Source organism: Microcystis sp. M_QC_C_20170808_M9Col, assembly GCF_007095495.1.
GTDB lineage: Bacteria > Cyanobacteriota > Cyanobacteriia > Cyanobacteriales > Microcystaceae > Microcystis > Microcystis aeruginosa.
Genome location: NZ_SFBZ01000245.1, coordinates 16,865 through 40,155, shown reverse-complemented (window position 1 = coordinate 40,155; position 23,291 = coordinate 16,865). Strand labels below are relative to the sequence as shown.

The following is a 23,291-nucleotide window of genomic DNA, read 5'->3' as shown; positions in this document are numbered from 1 at the left end:
TTTCTTCTGGTGTCCCCTAGGTCTGCATACTGTAATTCTTGGGCTGCCCATTTCTCCATTTTTTTGCTTACCTCCACCTTAATTCCTTCTTTCAAAACTATACCTATCAATCGTTTCCCTTTTTTTTAAGTTTCTTCTCTTTTTGTTAAGAAAGATCTGACTAATGGATAGTTGATAAGGGGGGCATCTGATAATTTTTAACACCTACCTACTTAGGGTTTGCTGAATAATGGTAAAACCCTTTTAAAATAAGGCTTTTGACCTGTTAAAATCCGATGTTCATGCTGCGAAAATCGGATTGGGACCATCAAAAACCTTGCATTATCCTTAATATAGTACGTCATTTGGTACAAAAAAGAGAGGGCAACAAAGCCTGAAACTCCCGACGACCGACGACCGACTCGGAGACTCCTAACCCCACCAACAAACTTTTTCAGCAAACCCTACTTATAAGGGCGATGTCTGATAACTGTTAACTGATCGCTGAATTTAACTTCTTAAAGAAACTTGGAACTGTTTAACTAAAGCTTCTCGCACTTTTGTCATTAAGGGTTCCACATCTTCATCGGTTAAAGTTCGATCGCTGGCACGATAGACTAAACTAAAGGCCAAACTACAATGATTTTCTGGCACATTCTGCCCCTGATAGCGATCGAATAATTCGACTTTTTCTAAAAGAGTTCCCCCAGCATTTTTGATAGTTTTTGTCAATCTATCTACGGGTATATCTGTGGAAACAAAGAAGGCAATATCTCGCGCAGCCCCCGGATAGGTAGAATAGACCTGTAAACGCGGGGTAATTTTGGCACTATCGCTAAGAGTTGCTAACAGGAGCGGGAACTGGATTTCAAAGGCATAAACTGCCTCAATTAATCCCTTTTGCTGACGCAATTGCGGGTGTAGTTGACCGAATATACCTAGGCGTTGTTTGCCAATCCATAAAGATGCTGTTCGTCCGGGATGAAAACGCGCATCTTCGGCATCTTTTTCGTAGCTTACTGTCAGCGAAAGGCGATCGAATACTGCTTCTAAAATCCCTTTTGCTTCATACCAAGTCATGGCCACCTCTTTACCCGATCGCAGCCAACGTCCGGCCGGGAAGAAATCACCGCCAAAAATGCCAGCAATTGCATCGTATTCGTTGATATTATCCGATTCTAAGCGGAAAACTCGCCCGATCTCGAAGCCATTTAAGGAACCGTTACCCTGAGACTGATTATACTCAAACGCTTCGATTAAACCGTCTAGGAGATTAGTCCGCAAAGCAGAATACTCGACAAAAAGGGGATTAGCGAGGACAACTTCCGCTAATTCCGGTTTAACGAGGGAATACTGGACTAATTCCGTCAAACCGACTGCTCGAAAAGCTTCCCGTACCCGACGCTGTATAGTTTCCTCAAAGGATAATCCTCCGGCTGCGGTTTTTGCTGGCAAAGTATCGACAAAGCGATCATATCCGTACAGTCGCGCTACTTCTTCAATTAAGTCAATTTCCCGTTCTAAATCCCGATAACGGTAGTCTGGCACTGTCACAGTCCACAGAACAGGATTTTTTGAGGTTAACTGCAATTCACAGCCTAAATTGCCTAAAATCCGTTCCACATCTTCGGCGAGAATTTCACCGATCGCACCATTATCTAGGGTAACTTGACCCAGTAGCTGCTGTAAACGTTGTAAACGCAATTCGATCGAACCCCTGGACCGTTCGGCGCGATAATCAGCTTTAACCTGACTGCTGACAGTTCCCCCAGCTAACTCTAGAATCAAATCGATCGCCCTTTGACAAGCATATTCCAAAGCGGCGGGATTAACACCGCGTTCATAGCGTCCGGAAGATTCGCTGCGTAAACCCTGCGCTTTTGAGGAACGACGGATAGCGATCGGATCGAATAAAGCCGACTCTAGCACAAGATTAACGGTTTCCTCGTTAACTTCTGTATCTTGACCTCCCATCACCCCCGCTAAAGCTACCGGCTTATTATTGGCAGTAATTAATAAATTAAGCTCTTTTAAGCTTCTTTCCTGACCATCAAGGCTAATAATTTTTTCCCCTTCCTCGGCAAAACGGACCCCAATAGTCACGGATTTACCTCCGGCAAAACTTTGTAAACGATCGCGATCGAAAGCGTGTAAAGGTTGTCCCCACTCCAAGAGGACATAATTAGTAATATCGACCACATTATTGATCGATCGCAATCCGGCAGCCTGTAAACGCTGTTGCAACCATAGCGGAGATGGGCCAATTTTTACCCCCTCGATCACCGTACCAATATAAGCAGGACAGGCTTTATTTTCTGATATTTCCAGCGTTAAATCTTTTTTAGGGGAAAATTCCCCTAATTTCACTTTTGGTAGGCTTAATTCTCCTCCTGTCAAAGCCGCCACTTCTCGCGCGACTCCGATCATACTCAAAGCATCGGCACGGTTAGCGGTGGGAGAAATATCTAAAATCACCTCATCGAGTCCTAAAAGGGGACGAACATCTGTACCTAAAGGGAGATTTTCCTGACTAAAAATGTGGATTCCTTCAGAATCCTTAGTTAATCCTAATTCTGCGAGGGAACAGATCATCCCTTCCGATTTTACCCCCCGCAATTTAGCCGGTTTAATCGTTAAATTGATTTTTGGTAAATGAGTTCCCAAAGTAGCCACGGGAACTAGAATATCAGCCCTAGCATTGGGCGCACCACAGACAATTGTACTAGGGTTGTCCTGACCGATATCCACCTGACAGACACTTAGTTTATCTGCATTGGGATGGGGTTGGCGATCGATAATTTTACCAATAACCACACCCTTTGCCCATTCTCGGCGATCCTCGATCTCTTCCACTTCTATTCCCGCAATTGTCAATAATTCGGCTAATTCTTGGGGAGATTGGGCTATTTTGACTAATTCTCGTAACCAGTTGATCGAAATCCGCATCGTTAATTCTTGCTTGCCGTTGGTTCTTAACTATTGTAAACCGTGGGTAGTCAATGATTTAGAGATTAGGGACGATCGGCTGTTAAAATGTTAGGGGGAGGATGGAAGGACTGTGTAAATAACCGCTCATTTTCCTTGGCCAAGGGTGATATTATCTTTGAACAGATTACCGATAATTTGGGGAGATAATCAGTAGTTAGCTATCTATATCAAAAAGGATTATTGATGCCACCCGATCAAATAGAAAACCTCCTCAAGGGAATTTTGAGACAATACCAAAGTTCTTTTAGTGACAAAATCTATGGAGAAGAAAATGATGATTATGATTCGCTTATGAGGGTATTTGGAATTACTCCTAGTTTAAAAAGGGAAAATCGTCAGTATTGGGGCAGGGAACTAGGAATGTGTTGGCAACGTCTGGTGACAGAAGTTTTTAAGGCTAATTGTTTAGATTATCAACCGGCTTTAAAGATTGCAGATGATCAACCTTGTGACTGCATTTTAGGTAGAGATGCCATTGATGCTAAATATAGAATTGGTTCGGGAGATTCTGGCACACTTAAAAAGTTTAAACAGTATGGAAAACTATTACAGGAAAGAGGACTTAGACCTATTTTACTGATTGTGCGAGAGGATAACTTACCAGCAGCGATTAAAGCTTGTCATCTGGGGGGCTGGACTGTTTTGCAGAGCCAACAAAGTTTTGATTATATACTTGATCGCAGTGGGTTCGATTTGCTGAAAGCTTTTGATAAATTTTCTGAAACACAGGAGTTTTATATTGCCCGATGAATATCTCAAAAAGATGGCAACTTCTGCACGGTGATTGTAGAGAAATTCTCACTTTACTAGAAGAATCTAGTATATCTTGTGTGATCACAGATCCACCCTATAATTATGAGTTCATTGGCAGAAATTGGGATCATGATGAAATCCAAAGACGCAGAGAACGCATTCAAAACAGTTCCACACTGGTAAAAAATATTCCCTATGGAAGTGGGTTAGCTGGTGGGGTTCGCAATGAGCGTTGGTATCAACGCAATCGCGAAAATGTGGTCAATTATATTGAATGGGCAACAGATTGGTCAAAGGAACTAATGCGTGTTTGTAAAAGCGGGGCTGTTGTCGCTGTTTTTAGTAGCACAAGAACACTGGCTCATATTCAGATTGCTCTTGAAAATGCCGGTTTTTATGCTAGAGATGTGCTGGTTTATAGACGACATTCAGGCATTCCTAAAGGATTAAATATTGAGAAAAAACTTGACAAAATTGGTGATACTAATGCCCAACAATGGCAAGGTTGGCATACTTGCTTGAGAAATGAATGGGAAGCTATAGTTATTGTGCAGAAGCCCCTAAAAAACAATTATATTGAAACTCTACAAATGACTGGATTAGGTCCCTTCAAAGCTATACTAAGTGACGGCTCTTTTCAATCCAATATTTTAGAGGGCTTTTCTAAAGGACGGGATGAAAATTTTGATGAGCATTGTACGATTAAACCTTTATCATTGATTAGAAAACTGCTCGAGTTATTTCTACCACAGGATAACAGTCATATAGTTCTCGATCCTTTTGCTGGAACGGGTACAACTTTAATTGCCGCTCTAGAATTAGGTTATCAGACTATTGGTATTGAAATTGAATATCAGTATATTAATATCATTCAACAACGTTTGGGGGAATATTTTGGCAAGATCGGCCAGGAATTTGAGGTATTTGATTAGTCAATCAAAAAGTTAACAATAATAACCGCTACGGTAGAAAATCGGCTCGACAATAAATCCCTCGGAGAATTAAGGAGAGTTAGTCAAGCTCTTATCTTAAAATACACACAGACAGAACACTTCTGGGAAAATTATCCCCATCTCCCCTAAAAACAAGCTATCCTAAAGATTGCCATCCCGTTGCGATTCTATCCGTGCCTTACTATTCCCAATATCCCGACGCTTTCACTCCCAGTTATCTGAGCGAACTACAAGGACAGATTCTCGCTTGTCCCCACTTCACAGTTAACAATTTAAATCGAGATTTCGTTAAAACCAAAGGCTTTTCCATCGCTTTTCGACGCACACAAATCAGCGAAGTTGAACGAATGTTTCCCTATTTTAAACCCTATCTTGATCGCAGTTTACAAGCTGACTGCAACGCTTTTTATCTTAACCCCTTACTCCTACAAACCGGTTCACGGGTAGATCCCCATATCGATCGCTCCCTGCGCTCCTATTGTAAAACAATCGATCCCCCGCTCCTAGTTAGCGTCCTTTATGTGCAGGTTCCTAAAGATATTCAAGGGGGGGAACTGGTACTAGCAACAGGCAATCGTTCCGTGGCCCAGATTCGTCCTTGTGCTAACACCCTGATCCTCTTTCAAGGAGATCTCACCCATTCAGTTAATCCCGTTAGCTGTTCCGGTATTCGTCTCAGTCTTGTCTGCGAACAATATCGTTTAGATGCCGAAGAATTGCGAGAGATTCCCGAAATGCAGATAGAATCGCGAACCATGAAACCAGAAAAGAAAAAAAAGAAAGATCGGGTCATTGCCCTACAATAAAAGGGCATTTTTGTAAAGATATTCTAGATGGTGATGCGCGAACCGATCGTCGAATTAAGGGGAGTAACCAAAGCTTTCGGCAAGAAAGTAATCTTAAATAACGTCGATCTGAAAGTGTACGAAGGGGAAGCGATCGGCGTGATCGGTCCTTCCGGGACGGGAAAATCGACGATTTTACGCTTAGTCGCCGGATTACTGGCCCCCGATCGGGGAGAAGTGTACATCTACGGCACAAAACGGCAGAGAACCGTAGAACAGGGGGAAGATCCCCTCGGTGTTGGTCTAGTTTTCCAACAATCGGCCCTTTTTGACTCCCTCACCGTCGGGGAAAATGTCGGTTTTGCTCTCTATCGCCACTCAAAGCTAAAACGAGCCGAAATCCGGGATTTAGTGGAAGAAAAACTCGATTTAGTGGGAATGTCCGGTTCCTACGACCTCTATCCAGCTGAAATATCCGGAGGGATGCGAAAACGCGTCAGTTTAGCCAGAGCAATTATCAGCGATCCCTCGATCGCCGCCGATCGACCGAACATTCTCCTTTACGATGAACCCACTGCCGGACTTGATCCCGTCGCTTCTACCCGCATCCAGACGGTAATTATGGAACTTCTCAAGGTAAAAAAAGCCTGTGGGGCCCATCTCATTGTCACCCACGTCCACAGCACCATCGAAAATACCACCGATCGCATCGTTTTTCTCTATAAAGGTCAATTTCAATGGGTTGGGCCGACTCAAGAGGCTTATCACTCCGAAATCCCCGTACTCAAGCAATTTTTTACTGGCAGTATCGACGGACCAATTCAGTGATCAGTCAATTGAGGGAAGTGGGGTGATGGGGAAGTGGGGTGTGGGGTGTGGGGTGTGGGGTGTGGGGTGTGGGGTGATGGGGAAGTGGGGGAATTATGAATTATGAATTGGGGTATGGGGAGAACAAATAAAAATAATCTCCTGACTCCTGAATACTGACTCCTTGACTCTTGCCTTCAGAAGCTGATCACTGAAATCCCCCGATTTCTCCTGTAAGATACTGTTTAGAGATGAGGAGTAATTATTTATGGAAGCTGGCGGTTCACAACGAGGGATTTCCCCAACTCTGCGGCAAAGTGGTATCGGTTTAATGTTACTGACATCGGGGGGAATATTAATCTGGTTTATCGCCTGGTTAAGTAATTTTAGCTTCGGGGGACGCAGTTATCGCGCCAGCTTCCTTTTTCCTAATGTGGGTGGCATGATGGTGGGAACCCGCGTCGGTTATCGGGGAGTGAGAATCGGGCAAGTGACGGCAATTACCCCAGAACCGGAGGGAGTCGCCGTAGAAGTGGAGATTTCGCCAGCAGATCGCCTAATTCCCAGTAATTCCCTCATCGAAGCCATTCAATCCGGTTTAGTGGGTGAAACCACGATCGATATTACTCCCCTGCAAGCTTTACCCGTCGGTGGTGTTAAAGAACCCCCTTTGAGTCCTAACTGCAATGGGGAGGTGATTATCTGTAACGGTTCCCGTTTACAAGGGCAATCGGCGCTAAATGTCAATACCTTGATCAGATCTTTACTGAGAATTTCTAATCTAGTTAGTGATCCCGATATGGTGGCTGGATTTCGTTCTTTTACTCAACGCGCTGCCAATGCCTTGGGGGGACTCGATCGCTTTAGTGGTGAGGCAACCACCGCTTTAAGCGAGGTTCGTCGCAGCGGTACTCTAGGTAAAGTTAATTCGGGGATGAGATCCCTAGAATCCTTACCCCAAGTATCCGGTTCCCTCGATCGCCTTTCTAGTGATCTTTCCGGTGTCGGGGGATTGAGTCAGGAAGCGACTACTTTACTGAGAAGTTTACAGGGAAGTGGCGGCCTGAGAAATTTAGACGCTACCCTAGTGGAGGCCCGAAAAACGCTGCTTTTGGTGGGACAAACTACCGAAGAACTGCGGGTTTTTTTGGCAGCTAATCAAAATCGTTTAATTGCCACTCTCGATAGTATCAAAACTACTAGCGATCGCCTACAAACTACTCTCGCTGCTTTGGATCCGATCCTGACGGAAGTGCAGAAAAGCCAAATTATCGATAATTTAAACACTATTTCGGCAAATGCTGTTAAATTAAGTGAAAATTTGGGTAACTTTACCGCCTATCTCTCCGATCCTGCCACTGTTGTCACCCTACAGCAACTCCTCGACTCCTCTCGCGCCGCTTTTGCCAATCTTCAGAAAATCACCTCGGATGTGGATGAAATTACCGGTAATCCGCAACTGCGACAGGAAATTATCCGTTTAATTCAGGGTTTAAGTCGTTTGGTTTCTTCTAGCGAACAACTACAGCAGGAATTCGCCCAAGGTCAAGCAATGACAAGAATGGCCGCCCAAATTGCGACAATAGCCCCAAATCCCGCCCCTAATACCCCAGAAAAAGACGCTAAGAAACCTGAATCTGAGTAGCAGAATTTGGGGTTAGGGGTTGGGAAAAAAAAGTCCGAGCATTTGTACTAAATTTTTCAAGACCCAGTTTCAATACACAACAGTTTGCCTAATTTTTTGTCATAGCTAAATGAGGAATTTCTTCACCATGTTGACGATAACTTTCTTTAACGCCTTCCCAAGCTAAAATTAATTGATTGAGTGCTGTTTGGGGGCGATCAGCAAAAGCGGAAACGCTAGGCATTTCTACTAAGTATGCTATCCAATCTCCCTCCTCATCTTGGAAGATATTAATGCTAAAACCGTTAAAATCCTCGGTGGTTGGATTCATTTTCTTCCTCCTGTATTTTTAAAAATTGTTTAACTTGATAAGCTTTCGCTTCACCGTTTTTTGTCGGTTGAATAGATAGACGGACTCTCTTAGATGAATACCAAATGTGATGACTTCCTGTTTGATGGTCAAAAGTCCAACCGCAAAGATTAAGCAAACTCTCAAATTCGCTAAAACGTAATCCTTGAGGCGAGTTTTTGGCCTTTTCTAGCAGTTTTTCTTTTTTTCCCATCGATCGATCACAACGAACTCAATCTATTTTAGCTTAAAGTTAAAAGAAGGAGATCGCATTTATACATCAGAGATAGAATGCAATTCGCCGCTACAATACCCGCAAATCAATCAGTTTTGCTAATTTTTGAGTCATAATTAAAAACTCCATTTTTAGATAAACAACCACAGCATAGCACAGAAAACCTCAAACTAGATGAAAAAATGATTAATTTTTTGCTCAAGATGGCCTTAAATGAGCTTTGGGATAGAGAAACTTGTGGCAAGATATAATTAAGGGGTATTTGGGGAAGAAATTGGATTATGGAAGAACTTTTAGAATTAAAAGCTTTGCTCTTAAAAGGTGATATTAAAGGTTCACTGGCGATTGTAGAAGACCTTGAAGATATGAGCAAAAATGGGATTATTAGCACCATTCGTGGTTATGCTGTTATCTTATTACTTCATTTAATTAAACAACAGGCAGAAAACCGAACCACTCGTTCTTGGGATGTCTCCATTCGCAATAGTGTCCGAGAAATTCAACGCCACAATAAACGCCGAAAAGCGGCAGGATATTATTTAAGTGATCAGGAATTAACAGACACTTTAAACGATGCTTATCTTAATGCTTTGGATGCCGCTTCTTTAGAAGTCGAAGCAGGTCGTTATCAATCGGAGCAAATAGAAGCTATAATTGACAAAAATAAACTGATTAGTGATGCTTTCCTTCTCATCAAAAACGTCTCTCCCTAGAAAGATTATGACAGACTCAATCTCTCAAAAACAAGCCCAAGAAATGTTACGTTGGTTAAACAAAAATCGTGACACCGTGATTGATTTGTATAAAAATCAATACATTGCCTATAATGAAAAAGGAGTGATGGCTCACGGTGAAAATTTACAGAATGTTCTGGAAGAAGCCAACACAACCAATCAAGAATTTGTCATTTATCTTGTTCCTCGTTGTCGTTATTCTATTCAAATCTTACCAGTTCAAGTTTAAAGTAGTTTAAGATGATTTTGACAACGGCAAAATTCTATGAAAATAACCCTTTATCAACCGACGTTATCGTTATTATTGCTGCTGTTGCTATCTGGTGGTTGTGCAGTCAATCAGGAAAAAGAGAAAACCACCACTCCGCAAGCGTCTCCCCTAGCAGAAATCGTTCCTTGGCAGATGGTCGAACGGGTTACTATTTTAAAAGCCGATCAGGATCCCATCTATGCTTTAGCCATTAGTCCCGATAACTCCCTGCTGCTGAGTGGTAGTTTTGACGGCACTGTTAGGGAATGGGACCTAAAAACCCAAAAACCTCTCAGGACTTGGCAACTAGGAGATACTGTTAACGCTATCCAATTTAGTCCCGATGGTGAGACTTTTGTAACTGCCGATGCCGGGGGAAAAGTGCAACGCTGGAATACGCGCACGGGAAAATTAGAAATGACCTATCCTGGCCATGCTTTTCTCGTTACCGATGCCGCTATTTCTCCCGATGGCAAAATTTTGGCTACGGGTAGCTGGGATCGTACAGTTAAACTCTGGGATTTTCAGACGGGTACACTGTTAAAAACCCTGCGCGGCCATAATCATCCGATTCAGGCGATCGCATTTAGTCCCGATGGTGAAGGAATTGTTAGCGCCGATTACGATGGCTTCGTTAAACTGTGGAAAGTGAGTACCGGTCGCTTTATTCGGGCCTATGCGGGTAATTTATTCCCCGTTTATCGGGTGCTTTTTTCCAAGGATGGTAATACCGCCGGTACTGCTAGTCAAGACGGTTCGATCCGCAGTTGGCAAGTGAAAAGCGGCATCGGCACCACTACTATTCTCGCCCATAACGACGCTGTAACTGATATGGCGCTGCTGGATGGGGGTAAAGTTTTGGCCAGCACTTCCGGGGATGGAACTGTCAAATTTTGGGATGTTAATACCCGTCGGCGCTTGAATACTCTAAAGGGAAACGTCATCCTAAGAATGGTTGCCAGTCAAGATGGTCGTTGGTTAGTCACTGGAGATCAAGACGGTGCGATCGCACTGTGGCGGGGAATCTAATTAACTATAATTAAGACTAGAGTGTTTTCTAGGGCGAAATATAGCCATGGCAGCAGTGATTTTAAACTTAGATACAGTCAATCTCAGCGATGAGCAGTTTTACCGTCTCTGTCAAGTTAACCCAGATTGGCAACTGGAAAGAAACGCCCAAGGAGAATTAATTGTGATGCCACCTGTTGGGGGAATTAGCGGCAACCGAGAGGCCGATTTTATTAGTTTACTTTGGTTGTGGAATCGTCAAACCGGATTGGGTAAAGTCTTTAGTTCGGCGACGATTTTTCGTTTACCGAAGGGCGGAGATCGCGCTCCCGATGCCGCTTGGGTGAGTTTAACTCGTTGGCAAGCTCTGAGTCGAGAAGAACAGGAGAAATTTCCGCCTATTTGTCCCGATTTCGTCATTGAACTGCGCTCCCGTAGCGATTCCCTCCCGGAAATTCAAGCTAAAATGCGGGAATATCTCCACAGTGGTTTGCGATTAGGTTGGTTAGTTAATCCTCAACAACAACAAGTGGAAATTTATCGTCCTCAGCAACCCGTAGAAATTATGGAACTACCGGCTAATTTAAGCGGAGAGGATGTCTTACCGGGCTTTAGTTTATTTATCTCTATTTTTGAGTAAAATATAGTCAAGACTGATGTATGATTCTACTTGTAAATTTATCGCCCTGGAATATTCGAGAGATTTAGCCACTTGGTTATTAGGTAAACCTTTGGATTTAACCGAAATTAAACCCTCAGAGTTGTCATTAGAGCCGATAAGAGCCGATAGTTTAATCTTTTTGGAGTCAGAAGAATTAATCTTACATATTGAGTTCCAAACCGACATCTTAAGAATGGTTGCCAGTCGAGATGGTCGTTGGTTAGTCACTGGAGATCGGGACAGTGCGATCGCACTGTGGCGGGGAATCTAATTGACTATAATTAAGACTAGAGTGTTTTCTAGGGCGAAATATAGCCATGGCAGCAGTGATTTTAAACTTAGATACAGTCAATCTCAGCGATGAGCAGTTTTACTGTCTCTGTCAAGTTAACCCAGATTGGCAATTGGAAAGAAACGTTCAAGGAGAATTAATTGTCATGCCACCTGTTGGGGGAATTAGCGGCAACCGAGAAGCCGATTTTATCATTGACTTAGGTATCTGGAATCGTCAAACCCGATTGGGTAAAGTCTTTAGTTCGGCGACGATTTTTCGTTTACCGAAGGGCGGAGATCGCGCTCCCGATGCCGCTTGGGTGAGTTTAACCCGTTGGCAAGCTCTGAGTCGAGAAGAACAGGAGAAATTTCCGCCTATTTGCCCCGATTTCGTCATTGAACTGCGCTCCCGTAGCGATTCCCTCCCAGAAATTCAAGCTAAAATGCGGGAATATCTCCACAGTGGTTTGCGATTAGGTTGGCTAGTTAATCCTCAACAACAACAAGTGGAAATTTATCGTCCTCAGCAACCCGTAGAAATTATGGAACTACCGGCTAATTTAAGCGGAGAGGATGTCTTACCCGGCTTTAGTCTATTTATCTCCATTTTTGAGTAAAATATCCTTAAAACCGAGGTATGATCAGACCTCTGGTAAAAATCAAAATAGGAGTCGGTCGTCAGTAGTCAGGGGAAATTTAGGGACTTTTTCCCTGAAAATTGGCTAATTGACCCCCTAAAAATCGGTAAAACCCCACACCCTACACCCTACTACTAGGAAAAACTTTTTCAGCAAATCCTATTTAACTATGACCACCGATACTGTCACCACTCCCTCGCGCCAAAAACTCTGGTTAGCAGCCATTAAACCACCAATGTATAGTGTGGCAATTATACCGATTATTCTGGGAACAGCGATCGCTTATCAGGAAACAGGTCTATTTTCTCCCCCGGTTTTTGCCACTTTTATCCTCTCAGCTATTTTAATTCTCGCTTGGTTAAATCTCAGCAATGATGTTTTTGATGCCGATACTGGGATAGATGTCAATAAGGCCCATTCGATTGTTAATTTAACCGGTAACAAATCTTTAATTTTCTGGCTGAGTAATCTTTTTCTATTATTAGGCATCGCTGGTATTTTTGCTATTAGTTATGGGCGAGGCGATTGGATGCTCCTAGAATTAATCGCCCTCTGCTGTTTTTTGGGCTATACCTATCAAGGGCCTCCCTTCCGTCTCGGTTATCAAGGATTAGGTGAAATTATCTGTTTCTTTACTTTTGGACCCTTGGCGATTGCCGCTGCCTACTATTCCCAAGTCGGTGCTTTTTCTCTCTCTAGTCTAGCCGCTTCAATTATTATCGGGATTACCACTTCTATCATCCTTTTTTGTTCCCATTTCCATCAAGTCGCCGATGATCTCAAAGCGGGTAAAAAATCACCTATTGCCCGTTTGGGTACTTTAAAAGGTTCTAGAGTTTTAACCGTAGTCACGGTTCTCGTTTACGTTTTAACGGTAGTTTTTGTCCTGCTGCAAGTTTATCCCCCTCTCACTCTTTTAATCTTCCTTAGTCTCCCTTTCGCTTGGCAATTAGTCAACCACGTTAACCAAAATCACGACCAACCTCAGCTAGTCAGTAACTGCAAGTTTATAGCGGTTAATCTTCACTTTTTTAGTGGCATTCTCTTCTCCCTTGGTTATTTCCTTGCTTCCCGTTCATAAACCCGATTTTTTTTCTTAAACCCCTTTATCAGTTATCAGTTATCAGTTATCAGTTATCAGATTTGAGTTTTAAGTGTGCAGTATGTATTAAGTGGGAAGTATTTAATACGGCGGATTCAGCCTTAGTCAGTTATCAGTTATCAGTTATCAGTTATTAGTTTTGAGTTTTAAGTTCACTGATTACTGTTTACTGATCACTGATGACTGTACCCGATCAAGTTTGCACTTATTAACGGAAAAGTGACAGAATAGGGAGATAGATCGCCACAAATAAAGGTTAGCATGAGTGAACAACCCCTCGGATCGGTTATTCAAGGTTCCCTGAGTGAAGGTTTAGAAATCCGTCTTTATCCGGATATTTCCGTGGAAGATATGCGCGTCGGTAAGTTTTTGGTGGTGCAAGGCACTCGCTCGCGTTTTTTCTGTCTCCTCACCGATGTCTCCCTGGGTAACTCTAGTCCCCGGATTATCGCGAATCCTCCCCATCCCGATGATAGTTTTATGCGCGATGTTTTGGCGGGTAGCGGTACTTATGGTACTATTGAACTATCACCTATGCTCATGTTTACGAAGTCAGAGGAAGCCCCGGCTTTTCAAGCCGGGGTCTCTCTGACTCCGACTGGAGGTAATTCCCCGGCAGTTTCTGACACTTCCTTAGGCTCTTTTCAACCCCAAACTAGCGCCGATTTAGAATTACTGCCAGTTAAAACTATTCCCGCCCATTTTAGCCAAGTTTATGAAGCTTGTGAGCAGGATTTTCGCATGGTTTTCGGTTGGGAAGATGATCCCACCAGAAAGAATTTTGCTATTGGTCAACCCCTTGACATGGACGTGCCAATATGTATTAATCTCGATCGCTTTGTGGAACGTAGTAACGGTGTTTTTGGCAAATCCGGGACGGGAAAATCCTTTTTAACCAGATTACTAATTTCGGGCATTATTCGCAAACAAGCAGGGGTTAACCTCATGTTTGATATGCACTCGGAATACGGTTGGGAAGCGATGAAAGAAGGGAAGGATGTTTCTACGGTGAAAGGATTATGTCAATTATTCCCCGGACAGGTGGAAATTTATACCCTCGATCCCGATTCTACCAAACGCCGGGGAGTACGAGGAGCGCAGGAATTATTCTTAAGTTATAATCAGATTGAAATCGAGGATATTCGTTTAATCGGTCGGGAATTAGGTATCTCGGAAGCTAGTTTAGATAATGCCAATATTCTCTATAACGAGTATGGAGAATCTTGGATTACTCAGTTATTAAATATGAGTAACGAGGATATTAAAATCTTCTGTACGGAAAAACAAGGCCATGCGGGATCAATCATGTCCCTCCAGAGAAAATTAATGCGTCTAGATAGTTTGAAATATTTAAGAAGTGTTTGTCCCCACAATTATATCGATCAGGTTTTACAAGCTTTAGATGCAGGTAAGCACGTTGTCATTGAATTTGGCTCCCAAAGTAATATGCTTTCCTATATGTTAGCCACCAATATGATCACCCGTCGGATTCATGCTAATTATGTGAAAAAAGCTGAATATTTTTTACAAACTAAAAACCCCGTTGATCGGCCGCAACAGTTAGTGATTACCATTGAAGAGGCTCATCGATTTTTAGATTCTGCCGTGGTGCATCAAACTATTTTTGGAACCATCGCCAGGGAGATGCGAAAATACTTTGTTACTCTCCTAATTGTCGATCAAAGACCTTCAGGAATTGATAACGAAGTTATGTCTCAGGTAGGGACAAGAATCACCTGTTTATTAAACGATGAAAAGGACATCGAAGCCATATTTACCGGGGTTTCTGGAGGGGGAAGTTTGCGATCAGTTTTAGCGAAATTAGACTCAAAACAACAAGCTTTAGTTTTAGGTCATGCGGTCCCTATGCCGGTAGTAATTCGTACTCGCGCCTACGATCAAAAATTCTATGCTGAAATAGGTGCGACCGACTGGCGAGAATTACCCGATGAGGAAGTATTAGCGGCGGCCAAAATTGCCAAAGCCGATCTAGGATTTTAGAAAAATTAATTTTTGATTGTAGAATAGAGTTGGATTGTTTTTACTGTTTACCTCCCATGACCGCTCAAATACCGATCTCGAAGATCAGCTTATACGATCGAGATTTTCAGCTATGGATCGAGACAACCGTTAACCAATTACGACAGGAGGATTTTGCCTCGGTTGACTGGACTAATCTGATCGAGGAATTAGCAAGCATGGGAAAAAATAATCGACACGCTCTCAAAAGTTTGTTAATTCAATTATTAGCTCATCTGCTCAAGTTAATTTATTGGCAGACGGAAAGAGAGTATAATGCTAATAAATGGGAAGCGGCAATTATTAATTTTCGAGTTCAAATTGCCGATCTGCTGGAAGACAGTCCTAGCTTAAAACCTTATCTCCTCGAAATTTTCGATTCTTGTTATGGAAAAGCTAGGCAAATAGTCTCGAAATTGAGCAAGCAAGAAATTCCTATAGAAGTCATTATTACCCCAGCAGAAACCCTGGCTGAAAACTGGTTTCCCTAACTATGCAACAAGGTGATTTAATCGAGATCGAGATTACCGACCTCAACCATACGGGCGAAGGTGTGGGAAAATACCGAGGACAGGTGATTTTTGTGCCGGATACGGTCATTGGCGATCGCATTCAAACTCGCATCACCTATATCAAAAAAAGTCATGCGATCGGCAAACTACAAACTATTCTCCAAGCTTCTCCCCATCGTATCCGGCCCCGCTGCATCGTCGCCGATAAATGTGGTGGCTGTCAATGGCAACACATCGAGGATCAATTTCAGCTTCAGGTCAAAAAAGAGCAAGTACAAGAGGTATTAACCAAAATTGGCGGGTTTACCGATCCTTTGGTTTATCCTCCCCTCACCGGTAATTCTCCCCTCGCTTATCGCAATAAAGCTACCTATCCCCTCGGATTTTCCCCCACCGGCAATGTGCAAGCAGGTTATTATCGTCGCGGCAGCCATCATCTGATTAATCTCAATCAATGTCCGATTCAAGATCAGGCTTTAAATCCGTTTCTAGCAGAGATAAAACAGGATATTCAGGGTCAAGGCTGGTCAATTTACGATGAAAAGACCCACCAAGGACAATTACGCCATTTATCCCTAAGAATTGGCCGCCACACGGGAGAAATTTTATTAACCCTGATTAGTACCGATAATAATTTACAGGGAATTGAGGCACAGGCGCAGCAATGGCTGGCAAAATACGCCAATTTAGTCGGTGTAACCGTGAATTATCACCCCGAGCGAGGTAATGCTATTTTTGGCGCTCAGACCACAACTATCGCCGGAAGGGACTATATTACCGAAAAGTTCGCCGGATTAACCTATCAATTGGCTGCCGATACCTTTTTTCAGGTTAATACAGAGGCTGCTGAAGCCTTATTTGCGGTTATTTGTCAGAAATTAGACCTTAAAGGTGAAGAAATTCTCATTGATGCCTACTGTGGCATCGGTACTTTTACTTTACCCCTCGCTAAACGGGTTAAAGAGGTGATTGGACTAGAATCCTATAGCTTTTCCCTCGATCGAGCCAAGATTAACGCCCAATTAAATAATATTACCAACACAACTTTTATTTTGGGGGCAGTAGAAAAAACTTTACCGCAACTGACAGTTAAACCCGACATTATTCTACTCGATCCGCCCCGCAAAGGTTGCGATCGATCTGTCCTCGATAGTCTGTTACGGCTGCAAAGTCAACGCATTGTTTATATCAGTTGTCAAAGTGCAACTTTAGCCAGAGACTTGCAATATCTCTGTAAAACAGGCGATTATCAACTGCTAGAAGTGCAAACAGCTGATTTCTTTCCCCAAACTCCCCACGTCGAATGCGCCGCTTTTCTTAGACAAAAAACAGCGAATATGGTAGGATGAAATAGGAGGAAAAACCCGACACTTTAGCCGTTTATGGCTGAAAAGTCAATGGGTAAGGATAATAGCATATTAAAGACCGTTCCAATCAACTACTTTTTTGATTAATTACCCGCTCAAAGTGGCCTTGATTCTCGATTGGTTTGTAGATCAATCATAAAAATATCTAATCAATCTCAGAGAAAGAAAAGGGATAAAATATGACTCATTAGGTATGGCAATCATCTAGATCGACGGTTAAGAGACCTTAATCTTTCTGTAAGAGAACAGTCATTGAATAAAAGCTAGAGGTAAAGCGCGTGATTGCTATTTCACTGCCAACAAGCAAACGAAGCTGGAACACCATGAGTTTCGCTTCCACCTTGTATCTTTGTCCGATTTTAGATTTATTGACCGCTAGTATTCCCGAAGAATTAGAACCAGAAATTAGATTAGGATTGCAAGAAGCTTTAGTTAATGCCGCTAAACACGGCAATCATCTCGATCCCAGTAAAACCGTGGTCGTTCACTTTTCCAGCAGTAAAGACGAGTATTCTTGGGTAATTACCGACGAAGGTTGTGGATTTACCCCCCGTTGTCCCCATCATGGCTGTAGTTGCGATTGTCCCAATTTTCCCCCCGAAGAAGCGGAAAATGGCCGAGGACTGTGTATGTTATATCAAATCTTCGACCAAGTTCACTGGAATCAAAAAGGAACCCAACTGAAACTTTGTAAACAAATTAAACAGGAACGCTGGTTTAATTAATGACCGTGACCGTGAGAAGGACAGGGAGGAGCAGAAATCGAGCGATCGAGCCAGCCTGTAGCCTGTTGTAGCCGAGGAAGTGCTTCTTCTGGCTGATTATCTAATAAAAACACCAAAGCCGTCCCTAATTGTTCGGCGGCCCGAGCATTACGGTTAGCCTTCAGACGATGCCAGTCAATCGGTGCGATCGCCAAACGTTCCGCCAAAATCCGCGCCAATTCCAGGGTAGATAGATCATCAACAGTCTGAGATGAGGAAGAGACAGGGGATGGAATCATAATCAAAAGGTTTCGTAAAACCGTAAAATCGTCTATAACTATAGTTTAGACGCAGGCAATCGGATCGAGTCCATGTCCTTAGAAGAAAACCCATACCCTAACGATGAATCGGCGGAATTTACCCAAGCGATTGAAGAAGTCGAAGCGGCGATCGCAGCACTAAAAGACCGTTATCGACAGATCAACGAAGCAGAACAGCAAAAAAAAGACCTAGAGGCACAATTTAGCCAAATAGAACCCCAATGGCGGGAAAATCCCCTACCTGAACTAGAAAAGGAATTGGTACAAATTCGCGAACAGATTCAAGAATTAGAGGTAATTTTAGAAAGCAATTTACTCAAAGAAGGGGAATTAAAGCGCCTATTCTGGGAAGGAATCCGTCGCGGACTGCTGGGGGAGGTTTTTTGGCAAATTGTCCGCTTTGGTGGTATCGGAGTCTTACTGGGTTGGATTCTGCGATCCTGCACGGGGTGATTAACTGCACAGGGGTGGGTGTGTTGCCTTGAGAAGCTGATTAGGGTTCAGTTCCATCGAGACGGATTTGACAATTATTGGCATTGAGCGTACCTAGAGGATCGCCGTTATAAGTGCCTTGTTTAACTATTCCTAACAGAGAAGCGATAACTATGCACTTTCTTTCTTGGTTGGGATAGGGATTGGCAGCATTGGCGGCGGGATATAATACGATTATCGCTTGGTTTTGCGGCGGAGTAAAGGTTAACCCCGGCACATGACCCCGAAAGGAAAACTGTACCCCCGGACTGCCGCCTAGGGTGGGAAAATTATTCACCACCATAAATATTTCCTGCGGCAGACTTAGGGAACCCGCATTAGTATTAGTCGCCACTAAACAACCCGGGTCAGGTTTGGAGTCCTTATCTAAAGCAGTTATTTGCTGGTAAACCGTGGGATTAGTGCCAGTCCCGTTAGTAAAATTAATCGTGCAAATTCTCCCTCGACGGATAGCTTGTCTTTGGGCATCCCTTAGGGCTGATTGTATAGAATCGGTGGCTTCTTGGACTCTATTGCTATTTAACCAAGCTAATAAATTAGGTCCGGTTAAGGCGGCAAGAATTCCCGTAATTGCCAAAGCTACCAAAATTTCTAACAGGGTAAAACCCTGATTTTTATTGACATTGAAACGACGCATCGGGAATCACCTCGACAGAACTTCTGGCAATAACATTTTCTTGGTTGGGGTAATCCTTAGGAGTTTGATCTGTTACTTCGACTCGATAATCAATACGGAGACGATGGGGATTAGCCGCTTGGTTAATAATATTAAAAGTCCGAGAGAGAGAATAGTTTTTGGCGACAATTGGTTTTGTCGCTACTAATTGTTCCGTCGGTATAGTAGTGGTGGTGAGGGGAGTAGCCGTTAGTTGTCTTCTTAAAGCTGTGGCATAACCCCGATTGATATTTGTACATACATCTGTGGTGACAAATGGGGATGTCTTATCTAAACTCGCAGCTTTAGCTTTGACATCCTCGAAGTCTTCTTGAATCCAAAAGTAGGCTTTAGCTTGTCTTTCTGCCCGAACTTTATATAAGGCATTCACTGCCATTAACTGTAAGGTTCCTGTTAAGAAAGCGGTAATAGTTAAAATGGCAATTATCACTTCTAACATCGAGAAACCTGACTCGGACGATGACAGTTTTGACTGTATCCCCTTCCCTCTTGATTTCACTTTTCACCCCCCCAGTTTTTCCTGAACACTACTGGCTTTTTTTATAAGTCGATCCTTGTACAGCAACATTTTTGAAGATTATCAACTACTAATAAATAATTAACTGAAAGTCCCTCCCATTATTGTTTCTATCGTTTGTTTTCGGATTTATGCAAGAGGTCTAGAGTACCCAGATGATCGGATATTTCTAACTCTAGTCAGGGAATTAATTCCCCGAAAACCCTATTGCTCAAGTGAGTCAGATTGTCTAAACTCTCATGCAGTTAGCATTGTACACTAATCTAGTCTTTGTCTGTGATTACCATCCGCGATCAAGATCACACTTAACCGGTAATATTAGATACACTAACAAGCTTATCCGCCTAAAATAGCAATGCCTACGCCGATTAACAGAATTAATCCGCCATAAATGACTTCTTGGGCTGGTATTTCACCAAAAATGAACACTCCTAACAGACTAGCGGCGATTGGCTCTAATAAAATTACCATGGTTACTATTGTCGGTGCTACCCATCGCAAAGCCCAGTTAAAGCTAGTATGACCGATTAATTGCGGAAAAATCGCCATCATTAACACATAAACATACACGGATAAGGGATAGCTTTTGTTACCTTGACCGAATAAGAAAATAGAAGGTAATAAAGCTAATCCTGCGGTAGTGTAGGCTACAGTTATATAATTCTTAATATTTAAGCCCTTCCTTTGTGCTTCCCGTCCGAGGAGAATATAACCACTAACGAGAATCGCCCCAATTAAAGCCAAGCTATTGCCCAATAAAGGGTTAGGATAAGAACTACTGAGATCTCGATCGGCTAAAACAATGAATAATCCCCCCGTTAGAGCCACAAAAATGCCGATAAAGGTTAATTTGCTCGGTTTTTCTCGAAACCACCACCAACCCAACAGAGAAACCCAGAGAGGATTAGTAGTGACTAAAGTGGTGGAAGCGGCGATCGAGGTGTAGGATAGAGAAGTAATCCAAGTAGCAAAATGGAGAGCTAAACAAAATCCCGCTCCCACTGCGTAATAATAGGCTTGAACAGGGACTTTTTGGCGTGATAAGGTAAACCAGTTCGGAATTAGGACAACAGAAGCCAAGATCAGACGAGAAGTTGCTAAAAATAAACTAAATGCGATCGTAGCATTATCTACCGCTTCGATCGCTAACCGGATAAAAATTGCCGATGCAGAAACCGACACCACACCGATAGTTAAGATAAAAATAATTTTGGCGTTAGAAGGAGGCAAAATAGGCTACGCTTACGCGATGATCAATGATGTTGTTTACCAGTTATTTTAGCCGTAGGCAGTAGCCGGTCGTCAGTAGCCGGTCGTCAGGAGATAGGAGATTATTTTATTTATTCTCCCCACACCCCACACCCCACACCCCACACCCCACACCCCATCTGCTATTCACTTAATCTATGGAACTACCAGAATTAAATATAGAGACAATTTGGGCGATTATTAACGATGAAATTGACGACGAAACCGTTAATAAATTGGTCTGGCAAAGTTTAGGTTATCGCTACGATGAAAGTCAGGGAAAATGGGATAATAGTCAAGTAGAGGAAGATTGGCGACGTGAATATCCTCAACCCCCGGATTTTATTGCCAATCGTCCCCCAACAGTAAAATTAACTCGATCGATCTTGCCAGAAAATAAACAATTATTAAAAGATAAATTGGGGTTTACTGGTTATAAAATTGGCGAATTCAATCCCCGCATGACTCGCCGTGCCACCGCCGCTAATTGGTTGTGCTTTTATGCGTTAAAATAGATCAGGAAAGTTATTTTATCAAGCTTCTAGCATGGTCACTATCCCTGTCAAGTCCTCCTCTCATCCCCTAGCATCCTATATTGATCGTCTCACGGCTGGGGAAGCATTGTTAAAAGATACTCCCCAGAATTTGATCGAGGTAGTGGGTATCCTGAAAAGTTACGGAGTGGTGTTAGATGCTTATTCCAAAAATTTAATTTATATTGCGGAAAATCAGTTTTTGGTTTTTTTCCCTTTCTTTAAATATTTTAATGGTCAAGTATCTTGGCAGAAATTACTACAACACTGGTGGCATAATCGCATTAATTTTGAGTATGCTGAATACTGTATGAAAGCCATGTTTTGGCATGGTGGGGGTGGTTTAGATAGTTATGTAGATAGTGCCGCTTTTCGGGAAGTGACAGCCAAGGTTATTCAAGCCAAATTTAGGAATAATCCGCTAGTTTTAAGTTTAAATAAAGTCTTTCCTGAATTTTTGCCAGAACAAATGCGGATGATGGCCTACTATAGCGGTTTAGGTCAATTTTGGCGAATTATGGCCGATACTTTTTTAAGTTTATCCGATCTCTACGATGCCGGAAAAATTACCAATATTCCCGAAGTGGTGGCACACATTAAGAAAAATTTAGTTGATAATGCTAGTAAACCAATTGTCTATCAGGTAAAAATCAAAGGACAAACCTATGATCTGATTCCCAAATCGGCAGGATTAACCTTTCTTGCGGATACGGCAATCCCCTACGTTGAGGCGGTTTTCTTTCGCGGAACACCTTTCCCCGGTACAATTTCCTATAATGCCCAAGCCTATCAAATTCCCTACGATCAAGGAATGTTTGCCTATGGTGCTTTGTATGCGGATCCTTTACCCATCGGAGGTGCAGGGATTCCTCCCACACTATTAATGCAGGATATGCGTCACTTTTTACCAGATTATCTGCACGACATTTATAAAAAGAGTTTTCGTCAAGAGGAAGATTTATTAGTCCAGATCTGCGAAACTTTTCAAAAGTCGATGTTTTGTGTAACAACGGCAGCCATTCAAGGATTAGCACCTTACCCTTTAACTACCACAGATTTAAAAGAACAAAAAGCCAATCGCATCTATCTAGAAGCATGGATGAATCGCTTTGTTAAGTCAAGATTAGAAGCGGTAAATCAATAATTATTTTGCCGATAAATCCGTAGTTTTTGCAGTCAACAAACCCCCTTACATTTATGTCAGATATTAACGTCCAACTTCAGGATATTTTAGCTCAATTGCAATCTTTAACCGAACGGGTTGCCCTCATCGAAGCGCGGCAGATGTTAGTACCAGACATCGAGCGCTATGGTAAATTACAGCAATTCCTAGCTGAGGGGAACTTTAGGGAAGCAGACGCAGAAACTCTCCGAGTTATCCTCGAAACTGCCGGCAGAACCCGCGATACTTTAACCCCAGAGGATATGATGCGGTTTCCCGTTAATGTGATTCGGGTACTCGATCGCCTTTGGAAAAATTATAGCGGCGATCATTTCGGTTTTAGCAATCAGGTGAAGTTATATTTTGCCGCCGGCGGTAGTATTAACACCCTGCGTACCCAAGACGCGGAAACGATTAAAAAATTTGGGGAATTGGTAGGATGGCGCGACAAAGATGAGTGGCGTATCGATGATTATGATCACTGGGATTTTAGTCTCGCAGCTCCTGAAGGCTGTTTTCCCGCTCTCTGGTGGAAGTCTCCCTACGGGTTAAAAATGGTGACTTTTTGTTTTACTCGCCTGATAGAGTGCGATTTATAGGCA

General features: G+C 42.7%; 26 protein-coding genes and 1 pseudogene. 20 read left to right on the top strand and 7 right to left on the bottom strand.

Annotated features, from left to right (window positions below; translation table 11 throughout):
• Positions 1-489: 489 nt before the first annotated feature.
• Positions 490-2,925, bottom strand: a complete 2,436-nt coding sequence (gene pheT, locus EWV68_RS14630) for a phenylalanine--tRNA ligase subunit beta (RefSeq protein ID WP_287170232.1) — start codon at positions 2,923-2,925, stop codon at positions 490-492.
• A 225-nt stretch (positions 2,926-3,150) separates the two neighbouring features.
• Between pheT and EWV68_RS14625 the strand changes: the two genes are divergently transcribed.
• The 5 genes from EWV68_RS14625 to EWV68_RS14605 all read left to right on the top strand — a co-directional run bounded on the left by EWV68_RS14625 (position 3,151) and on the right by EWV68_RS14605 (position 7,910).
• Positions 3,151-3,717, top strand: coding sequence for a hypothetical protein (locus EWV68_RS14625; RefSeq protein ID WP_061432998.1), 567 nt, complete (start codon positions 3,151-3,153; stop codon positions 3,715-3,717).
• Positions 3,714-4,652, top strand: coding sequence for a DNA-methyltransferase (locus tag EWV68_RS14620; RefSeq protein WP_287170231.1), 939 nt, complete (start codon positions 3,714-3,716; stop codon positions 4,650-4,652). Before EWV68_RS14625 ends, EWV68_RS14620 begins: the two co-directional genes overlap by 4 nt.
• A 194-nt stretch (positions 4,653-4,846) precedes the next feature.
• Complete coding sequence (locus tag EWV68_RS14615; RefSeq protein ID WP_287170230.1) at positions 4,847-5,479, top strand: 2OG-Fe(II) oxygenase; 633 nt, start codon at positions 4,847-4,849, stop codon at positions 5,477-5,479.
• Positions 5,480-5,506: 27 nt separating this feature from the next.
• The gene (locus tag EWV68_RS14610; protein WP_061433001.1) at positions 5,507-6,286 is read left to right on the top strand and encodes an ABC transporter ATP-binding protein; all 780 of its coding nucleotides are present in this window, start codon (positions 5,507-5,509) and stop codon (positions 6,284-6,286) included.
• A 247-nt stretch (positions 6,287-6,533) separates the two neighbouring features.
• On the top strand, positions 6,534-7,910 hold the full coding sequence (locus EWV68_RS14605) for an MlaD family protein (RefSeq protein ID WP_287170229.1): 1,377 nt from the start codon (positions 6,534-6,536) through the stop codon (positions 7,908-7,910).
• An 88-nt stretch (positions 7,911-7,998) separates the two neighbouring features.
• On the opposite strand, the gene EWV68_RS14600 is transcribed toward EWV68_RS14605, so the two are convergent.
• Both EWV68_RS14600 and EWV68_RS14595 read right to left on the bottom strand, forming a co-directional pair.
• On the bottom strand, positions 7,999-8,220 hold the full coding sequence (locus tag EWV68_RS14600) for a type II toxin-antitoxin system HicB family antitoxin (protein ID WP_287170228.1): 222 nt from the start codon (positions 8,218-8,220) through the stop codon (positions 7,999-8,001).
• Entirely contained in the window at positions 8,195-8,452 is a 258-nt protein-coding gene (locus EWV68_RS14595) for a type II toxin-antitoxin system HicA family toxin (protein WP_194017201.1), read from the bottom strand. The genes EWV68_RS14600 and EWV68_RS14595 overlap by 26 nt, the downstream gene beginning before the upstream one ends.
• A 302-nt stretch (positions 8,453-8,754) precedes the next feature.
• On the opposite strand from EWV68_RS14595, the gene EWV68_RS14590 reads away from it, so the two are divergent.
• The 11 genes and pseudogenes from EWV68_RS14590 to EWV68_RS14540 all read left to right on the top strand — a co-directional run bounded on the left by EWV68_RS14590 (position 8,755) and on the right by EWV68_RS14540 (position 17,762).
• Entirely contained in the window at positions 8,755-9,186 is a 432-nt protein-coding gene (locus EWV68_RS14590) for a DUF29 family protein (protein ID WP_287170227.1), read from the top strand.
• Positions 9,187-9,193: 7 nt separating this feature from the next.
• Positions 9,194-9,436, top strand: coding sequence for a DUF5678 domain-containing protein (locus EWV68_RS14585; RefSeq protein ID WP_061433006.1), 243 nt, complete (start codon positions 9,194-9,196; stop codon positions 9,434-9,436).
• Positions 9,437-9,472: 36 nt separating this feature from the next.
• Complete coding sequence (locus tag EWV68_RS14580) at positions 9,473-10,486, top strand: WD40 repeat domain-containing protein (protein ID WP_061433007.1); 1,014 nt, start codon at positions 9,473-9,475, stop codon at positions 10,484-10,486.
• 46 nt (positions 10,487-10,532) lie between these two features.
• On the top strand, positions 10,533-11,105 hold the full coding sequence (locus tag EWV68_RS14575; RefSeq protein ID WP_061433008.1) for a Uma2 family endonuclease: 573 nt from the start codon (positions 10,533-10,535) through the stop codon (positions 11,103-11,105).
• A gap of 16 nt (positions 11,106-11,121) precedes the next feature.
• Positions 11,122-11,310 (top strand): annotated as a pseudogene (locus tag EWV68_RS14570) (hypothetical protein); the annotation flags it as partial.
• A 133-nt stretch (positions 11,311-11,443) separates the two neighbouring features.
• Positions 11,444-12,016, top strand: coding sequence for a Uma2 family endonuclease (locus EWV68_RS14565; protein ID WP_061433010.1), 573 nt, complete (start codon positions 11,444-11,446; stop codon positions 12,014-12,016).
• A 190-nt stretch (positions 12,017-12,206) separates the two neighbouring features.
• Positions 12,207-13,118 (top strand): 2-carboxy-1,4-naphthoquinone phytyltransferase, encoded by a 912-nt coding sequence (menA, locus tag EWV68_RS14560; protein WP_287170226.1) that lies wholly within the window; start codon positions 12,207-12,209, stop codon positions 13,116-13,118.
• Between the two features lie 282 nt (positions 13,119-13,400).
• Entirely contained in the window at positions 13,401-15,140 is a 1,740-nt protein-coding gene (locus EWV68_RS14555; protein WP_002798228.1) for a helicase HerA domain-containing protein, read from the top strand.
• A 56-nt stretch (positions 15,141-15,196) separates the two neighbouring features.
• Positions 15,197-15,649: a DUF29 domain-containing protein gene (locus EWV68_RS14550; RefSeq protein ID WP_287170225.1), complete on the top strand. Its 453-nt coding sequence runs from the start codon at positions 15,197-15,199 to the stop codon at positions 15,647-15,649.
• 2 nt (positions 15,650-15,651) lie between these two features.
• Positions 15,652-17,019, top strand: a complete 1,368-nt coding sequence (gene rlmD / locus EWV68_RS14545; RefSeq protein ID WP_287170224.1) for a 23S rRNA (uracil(1939)-C(5))-methyltransferase RlmD — start codon at positions 15,652-15,654, stop codon at positions 17,017-17,019.
• Positions 17,020-17,360: 341 nt separating this feature from the next.
• A complete protein-coding gene (locus EWV68_RS14540; protein ID WP_061433012.1) occupies positions 17,361-17,762 on the top strand; it encodes an ATP-binding protein in 402 nt (133 codons plus the stop codon).
• On the opposite strand, the gene EWV68_RS14535 is transcribed toward EWV68_RS14540, so the two are convergent.
• Positions 17,759-18,040, bottom strand: coding sequence for a DUF6439 family protein (locus EWV68_RS14535; RefSeq protein WP_002735085.1), 282 nt, complete (start codon positions 18,038-18,040; stop codon positions 17,759-17,761). The genes EWV68_RS14540 and EWV68_RS14535 overlap by 4 nt on opposite strands.
• 72 nt (positions 18,041-18,112) lie before the next feature.
• Between EWV68_RS14535 and EWV68_RS14530 the strand changes: the two genes are divergently transcribed.
• Positions 18,113-18,514 carry a sll0565 family protein gene (locus EWV68_RS14530; protein WP_061433013.1) on the top strand — a complete coding sequence of 134 codons (402 nt, stop codon included), beginning with the start codon at positions 18,113-18,115 and terminating at the stop codon, positions 18,512-18,514.
• 40 nt (positions 18,515-18,554) lie between these two features.
• Here the strand turns inward: EWV68_RS14530 and EWV68_RS14525 are convergent, their stop codons facing one another.
• From EWV68_RS14525 to EWV68_RS14515, 3 genes are all read right to left on the bottom strand, one after another.
• Entirely contained in the window at positions 18,555-19,190 is a 636-nt protein-coding gene (locus EWV68_RS14525; protein ID WP_061433014.1) for a pilus assembly FimT family protein, read from the bottom strand.
• Positions 19,168-19,668, bottom strand: coding sequence for a hypothetical protein (locus EWV68_RS14520; RefSeq protein WP_061433015.1), 501 nt, complete (start codon positions 19,666-19,668; stop codon positions 19,168-19,170). Before EWV68_RS14520 ends, EWV68_RS14525 begins: the two co-directional genes overlap by 23 nt.
• Before the next feature lie 414 nt (positions 19,669-20,082).
• Entirely contained in the window at positions 20,083-20,976 is an 894-nt protein-coding gene (locus EWV68_RS14515; protein ID WP_061433016.1) for a DMT family transporter, read from the bottom strand.
• 176 nt (positions 20,977-21,152) lie between these two features.
• On the opposite strand from EWV68_RS14515, the gene EWV68_RS14510 reads away from it, so the two are divergent.
• From EWV68_RS14510 to EWV68_RS14500, 3 genes are read left to right on the top strand one after another with little or no spacing between them, the layout of a single operon-like run.
• Positions 21,153-21,509, top strand: a complete 357-nt coding sequence (locus tag EWV68_RS14510; protein WP_061433018.1) for a DUF1823 family protein — start codon at positions 21,153-21,155, stop codon at positions 21,507-21,509.
• Between the two features lie 31 nt (positions 21,510-21,540).
• Complete coding sequence (locus EWV68_RS14505) at positions 21,541-22,671, top strand: CO2 hydration protein (RefSeq protein WP_287170223.1); 1,131 nt, start codon at positions 21,541-21,543, stop codon at positions 22,669-22,671.
• A gap of 53 nt (positions 22,672-22,724) precedes the next feature.
• Complete coding sequence (locus tag EWV68_RS14500; protein WP_287170222.1) at positions 22,725-23,288, top strand: GUN4 domain-containing protein; 564 nt, start codon at positions 22,725-22,727, stop codon at positions 23,286-23,288.
• Positions 23,289-23,291: the final 3 nt, after the last annotated feature.

Coding starts and splice junctions, on each gene's coding strand:
- pheT (WP_287170232.1), bottom strand. CDS start 2,925: ATGCGGATTTCGATCAACTGGTTACGAGAATTAGTCAAAATAGCCCAA.
- EWV68_RS14625 (WP_061432998.1), top strand. CDS start 3,151: ATGCCACCCGATCAAATAGAAAACCTCCTCAAGGGAATTTTGAGACAA.
- EWV68_RS14620 (WP_287170231.1), top strand. CDS start 3,714: ATGAATATCTCAAAAAGATGGCAACTTCTGCACGGTGATTGTAGAGAA.
- EWV68_RS14610 (WP_061433001.1), top strand. CDS start 5,507: ATGGTGATGCGCGAACCGATCGTCGAATTAAGGGGAGTAACCAAAGCT.
- EWV68_RS14605 (WP_287170229.1), top strand. CDS start 6,534: ATGGAAGCTGGCGGTTCACAACGAGGGATTTCCCCAACTCTGCGGCAA.
- EWV68_RS14600 (WP_287170228.1), bottom strand. CDS start 8,220: ATGAATCCAACCACCGAGGATTTTAACGGTTTTAGCATTAATATCTTC.
- EWV68_RS14595 (WP_194017201.1), bottom strand. CDS start 8,452: ATGGGAAAAAAAGAAAAACTGCTAGAAAAGGCCAAAAACTCGCCTCAA.
- EWV68_RS14590 (WP_287170227.1), top strand. CDS start 8,755: ATGGAAGAACTTTTAGAATTAAAAGCTTTGCTCTTAAAAGGTGATATT.
- EWV68_RS14585 (WP_061433006.1), top strand. CDS start 9,194: ATGACAGACTCAATCTCTCAAAAACAAGCCCAAGAAATGTTACGTTGG.
- EWV68_RS14580 (WP_061433007.1), top strand. CDS start 9,473: ATGAAAATAACCCTTTATCAACCGACGTTATCGTTATTATTGCTGCTG.
- EWV68_RS14575 (WP_061433008.1), top strand. CDS start 10,533: ATGGCAGCAGTGATTTTAAACTTAGATACAGTCAATCTCAGCGATGAG.
- EWV68_RS14565 (WP_061433010.1), top strand. CDS start 11,444: ATGGCAGCAGTGATTTTAAACTTAGATACAGTCAATCTCAGCGATGAG.
- menA (WP_287170226.1), top strand. CDS start 12,207: ATGACCACCGATACTGTCACCACTCCCTCGCGCCAAAAACTCTGGTTA.
- EWV68_RS14555 (WP_002798228.1), top strand. CDS start 13,401: ATGAGTGAACAACCCCTCGGATCGGTTATTCAAGGTTCCCTGAGTGAA.
- EWV68_RS14550 (WP_287170225.1), top strand. CDS start 15,197: ATGACCGCTCAAATACCGATCTCGAAGATCAGCTTATACGATCGAGAT.
- rlmD (WP_287170224.1), top strand. CDS start 15,652: ATGCAACAAGGTGATTTAATCGAGATCGAGATTACCGACCTCAACCAT.
- EWV68_RS14540 (WP_061433012.1), top strand. CDS start 17,361: ATGAGTTTCGCTTCCACCTTGTATCTTTGTCCGATTTTAGATTTATTG.
- EWV68_RS14535 (WP_002735085.1), bottom strand. CDS start 18,040: ATGATTCCATCCCCTGTCTCTTCCTCATCTCAGACTGTTGATGATCTA.
- EWV68_RS14530 (WP_061433013.1), top strand. CDS start 18,113: ATGTCCTTAGAAGAAAACCCATACCCTAACGATGAATCGGCGGAATTT.
- EWV68_RS14525 (WP_061433014.1), bottom strand. CDS start 19,190: ATGCGTCGTTTCAATGTCAATAAAAATCAGGGTTTTACCCTGTTAGAA.
- EWV68_RS14520 (WP_061433015.1), bottom strand. CDS start 19,668: ATGTTAGAAGTGATAATTGCCATTTTAACTATTACCGCTTTCTTAACA.
- EWV68_RS14510 (WP_061433018.1), top strand. CDS start 21,153: ATGGAACTACCAGAATTAAATATAGAGACAATTTGGGCGATTATTAAC.
- EWV68_RS14505 (WP_287170223.1), top strand. CDS start 21,541: ATGGTCACTATCCCTGTCAAGTCCTCCTCTCATCCCCTAGCATCCTAT.
- EWV68_RS14500 (WP_287170222.1), top strand. CDS start 22,725: ATGTCAGATATTAACGTCCAACTTCAGGATATTTTAGCTCAATTGCAA.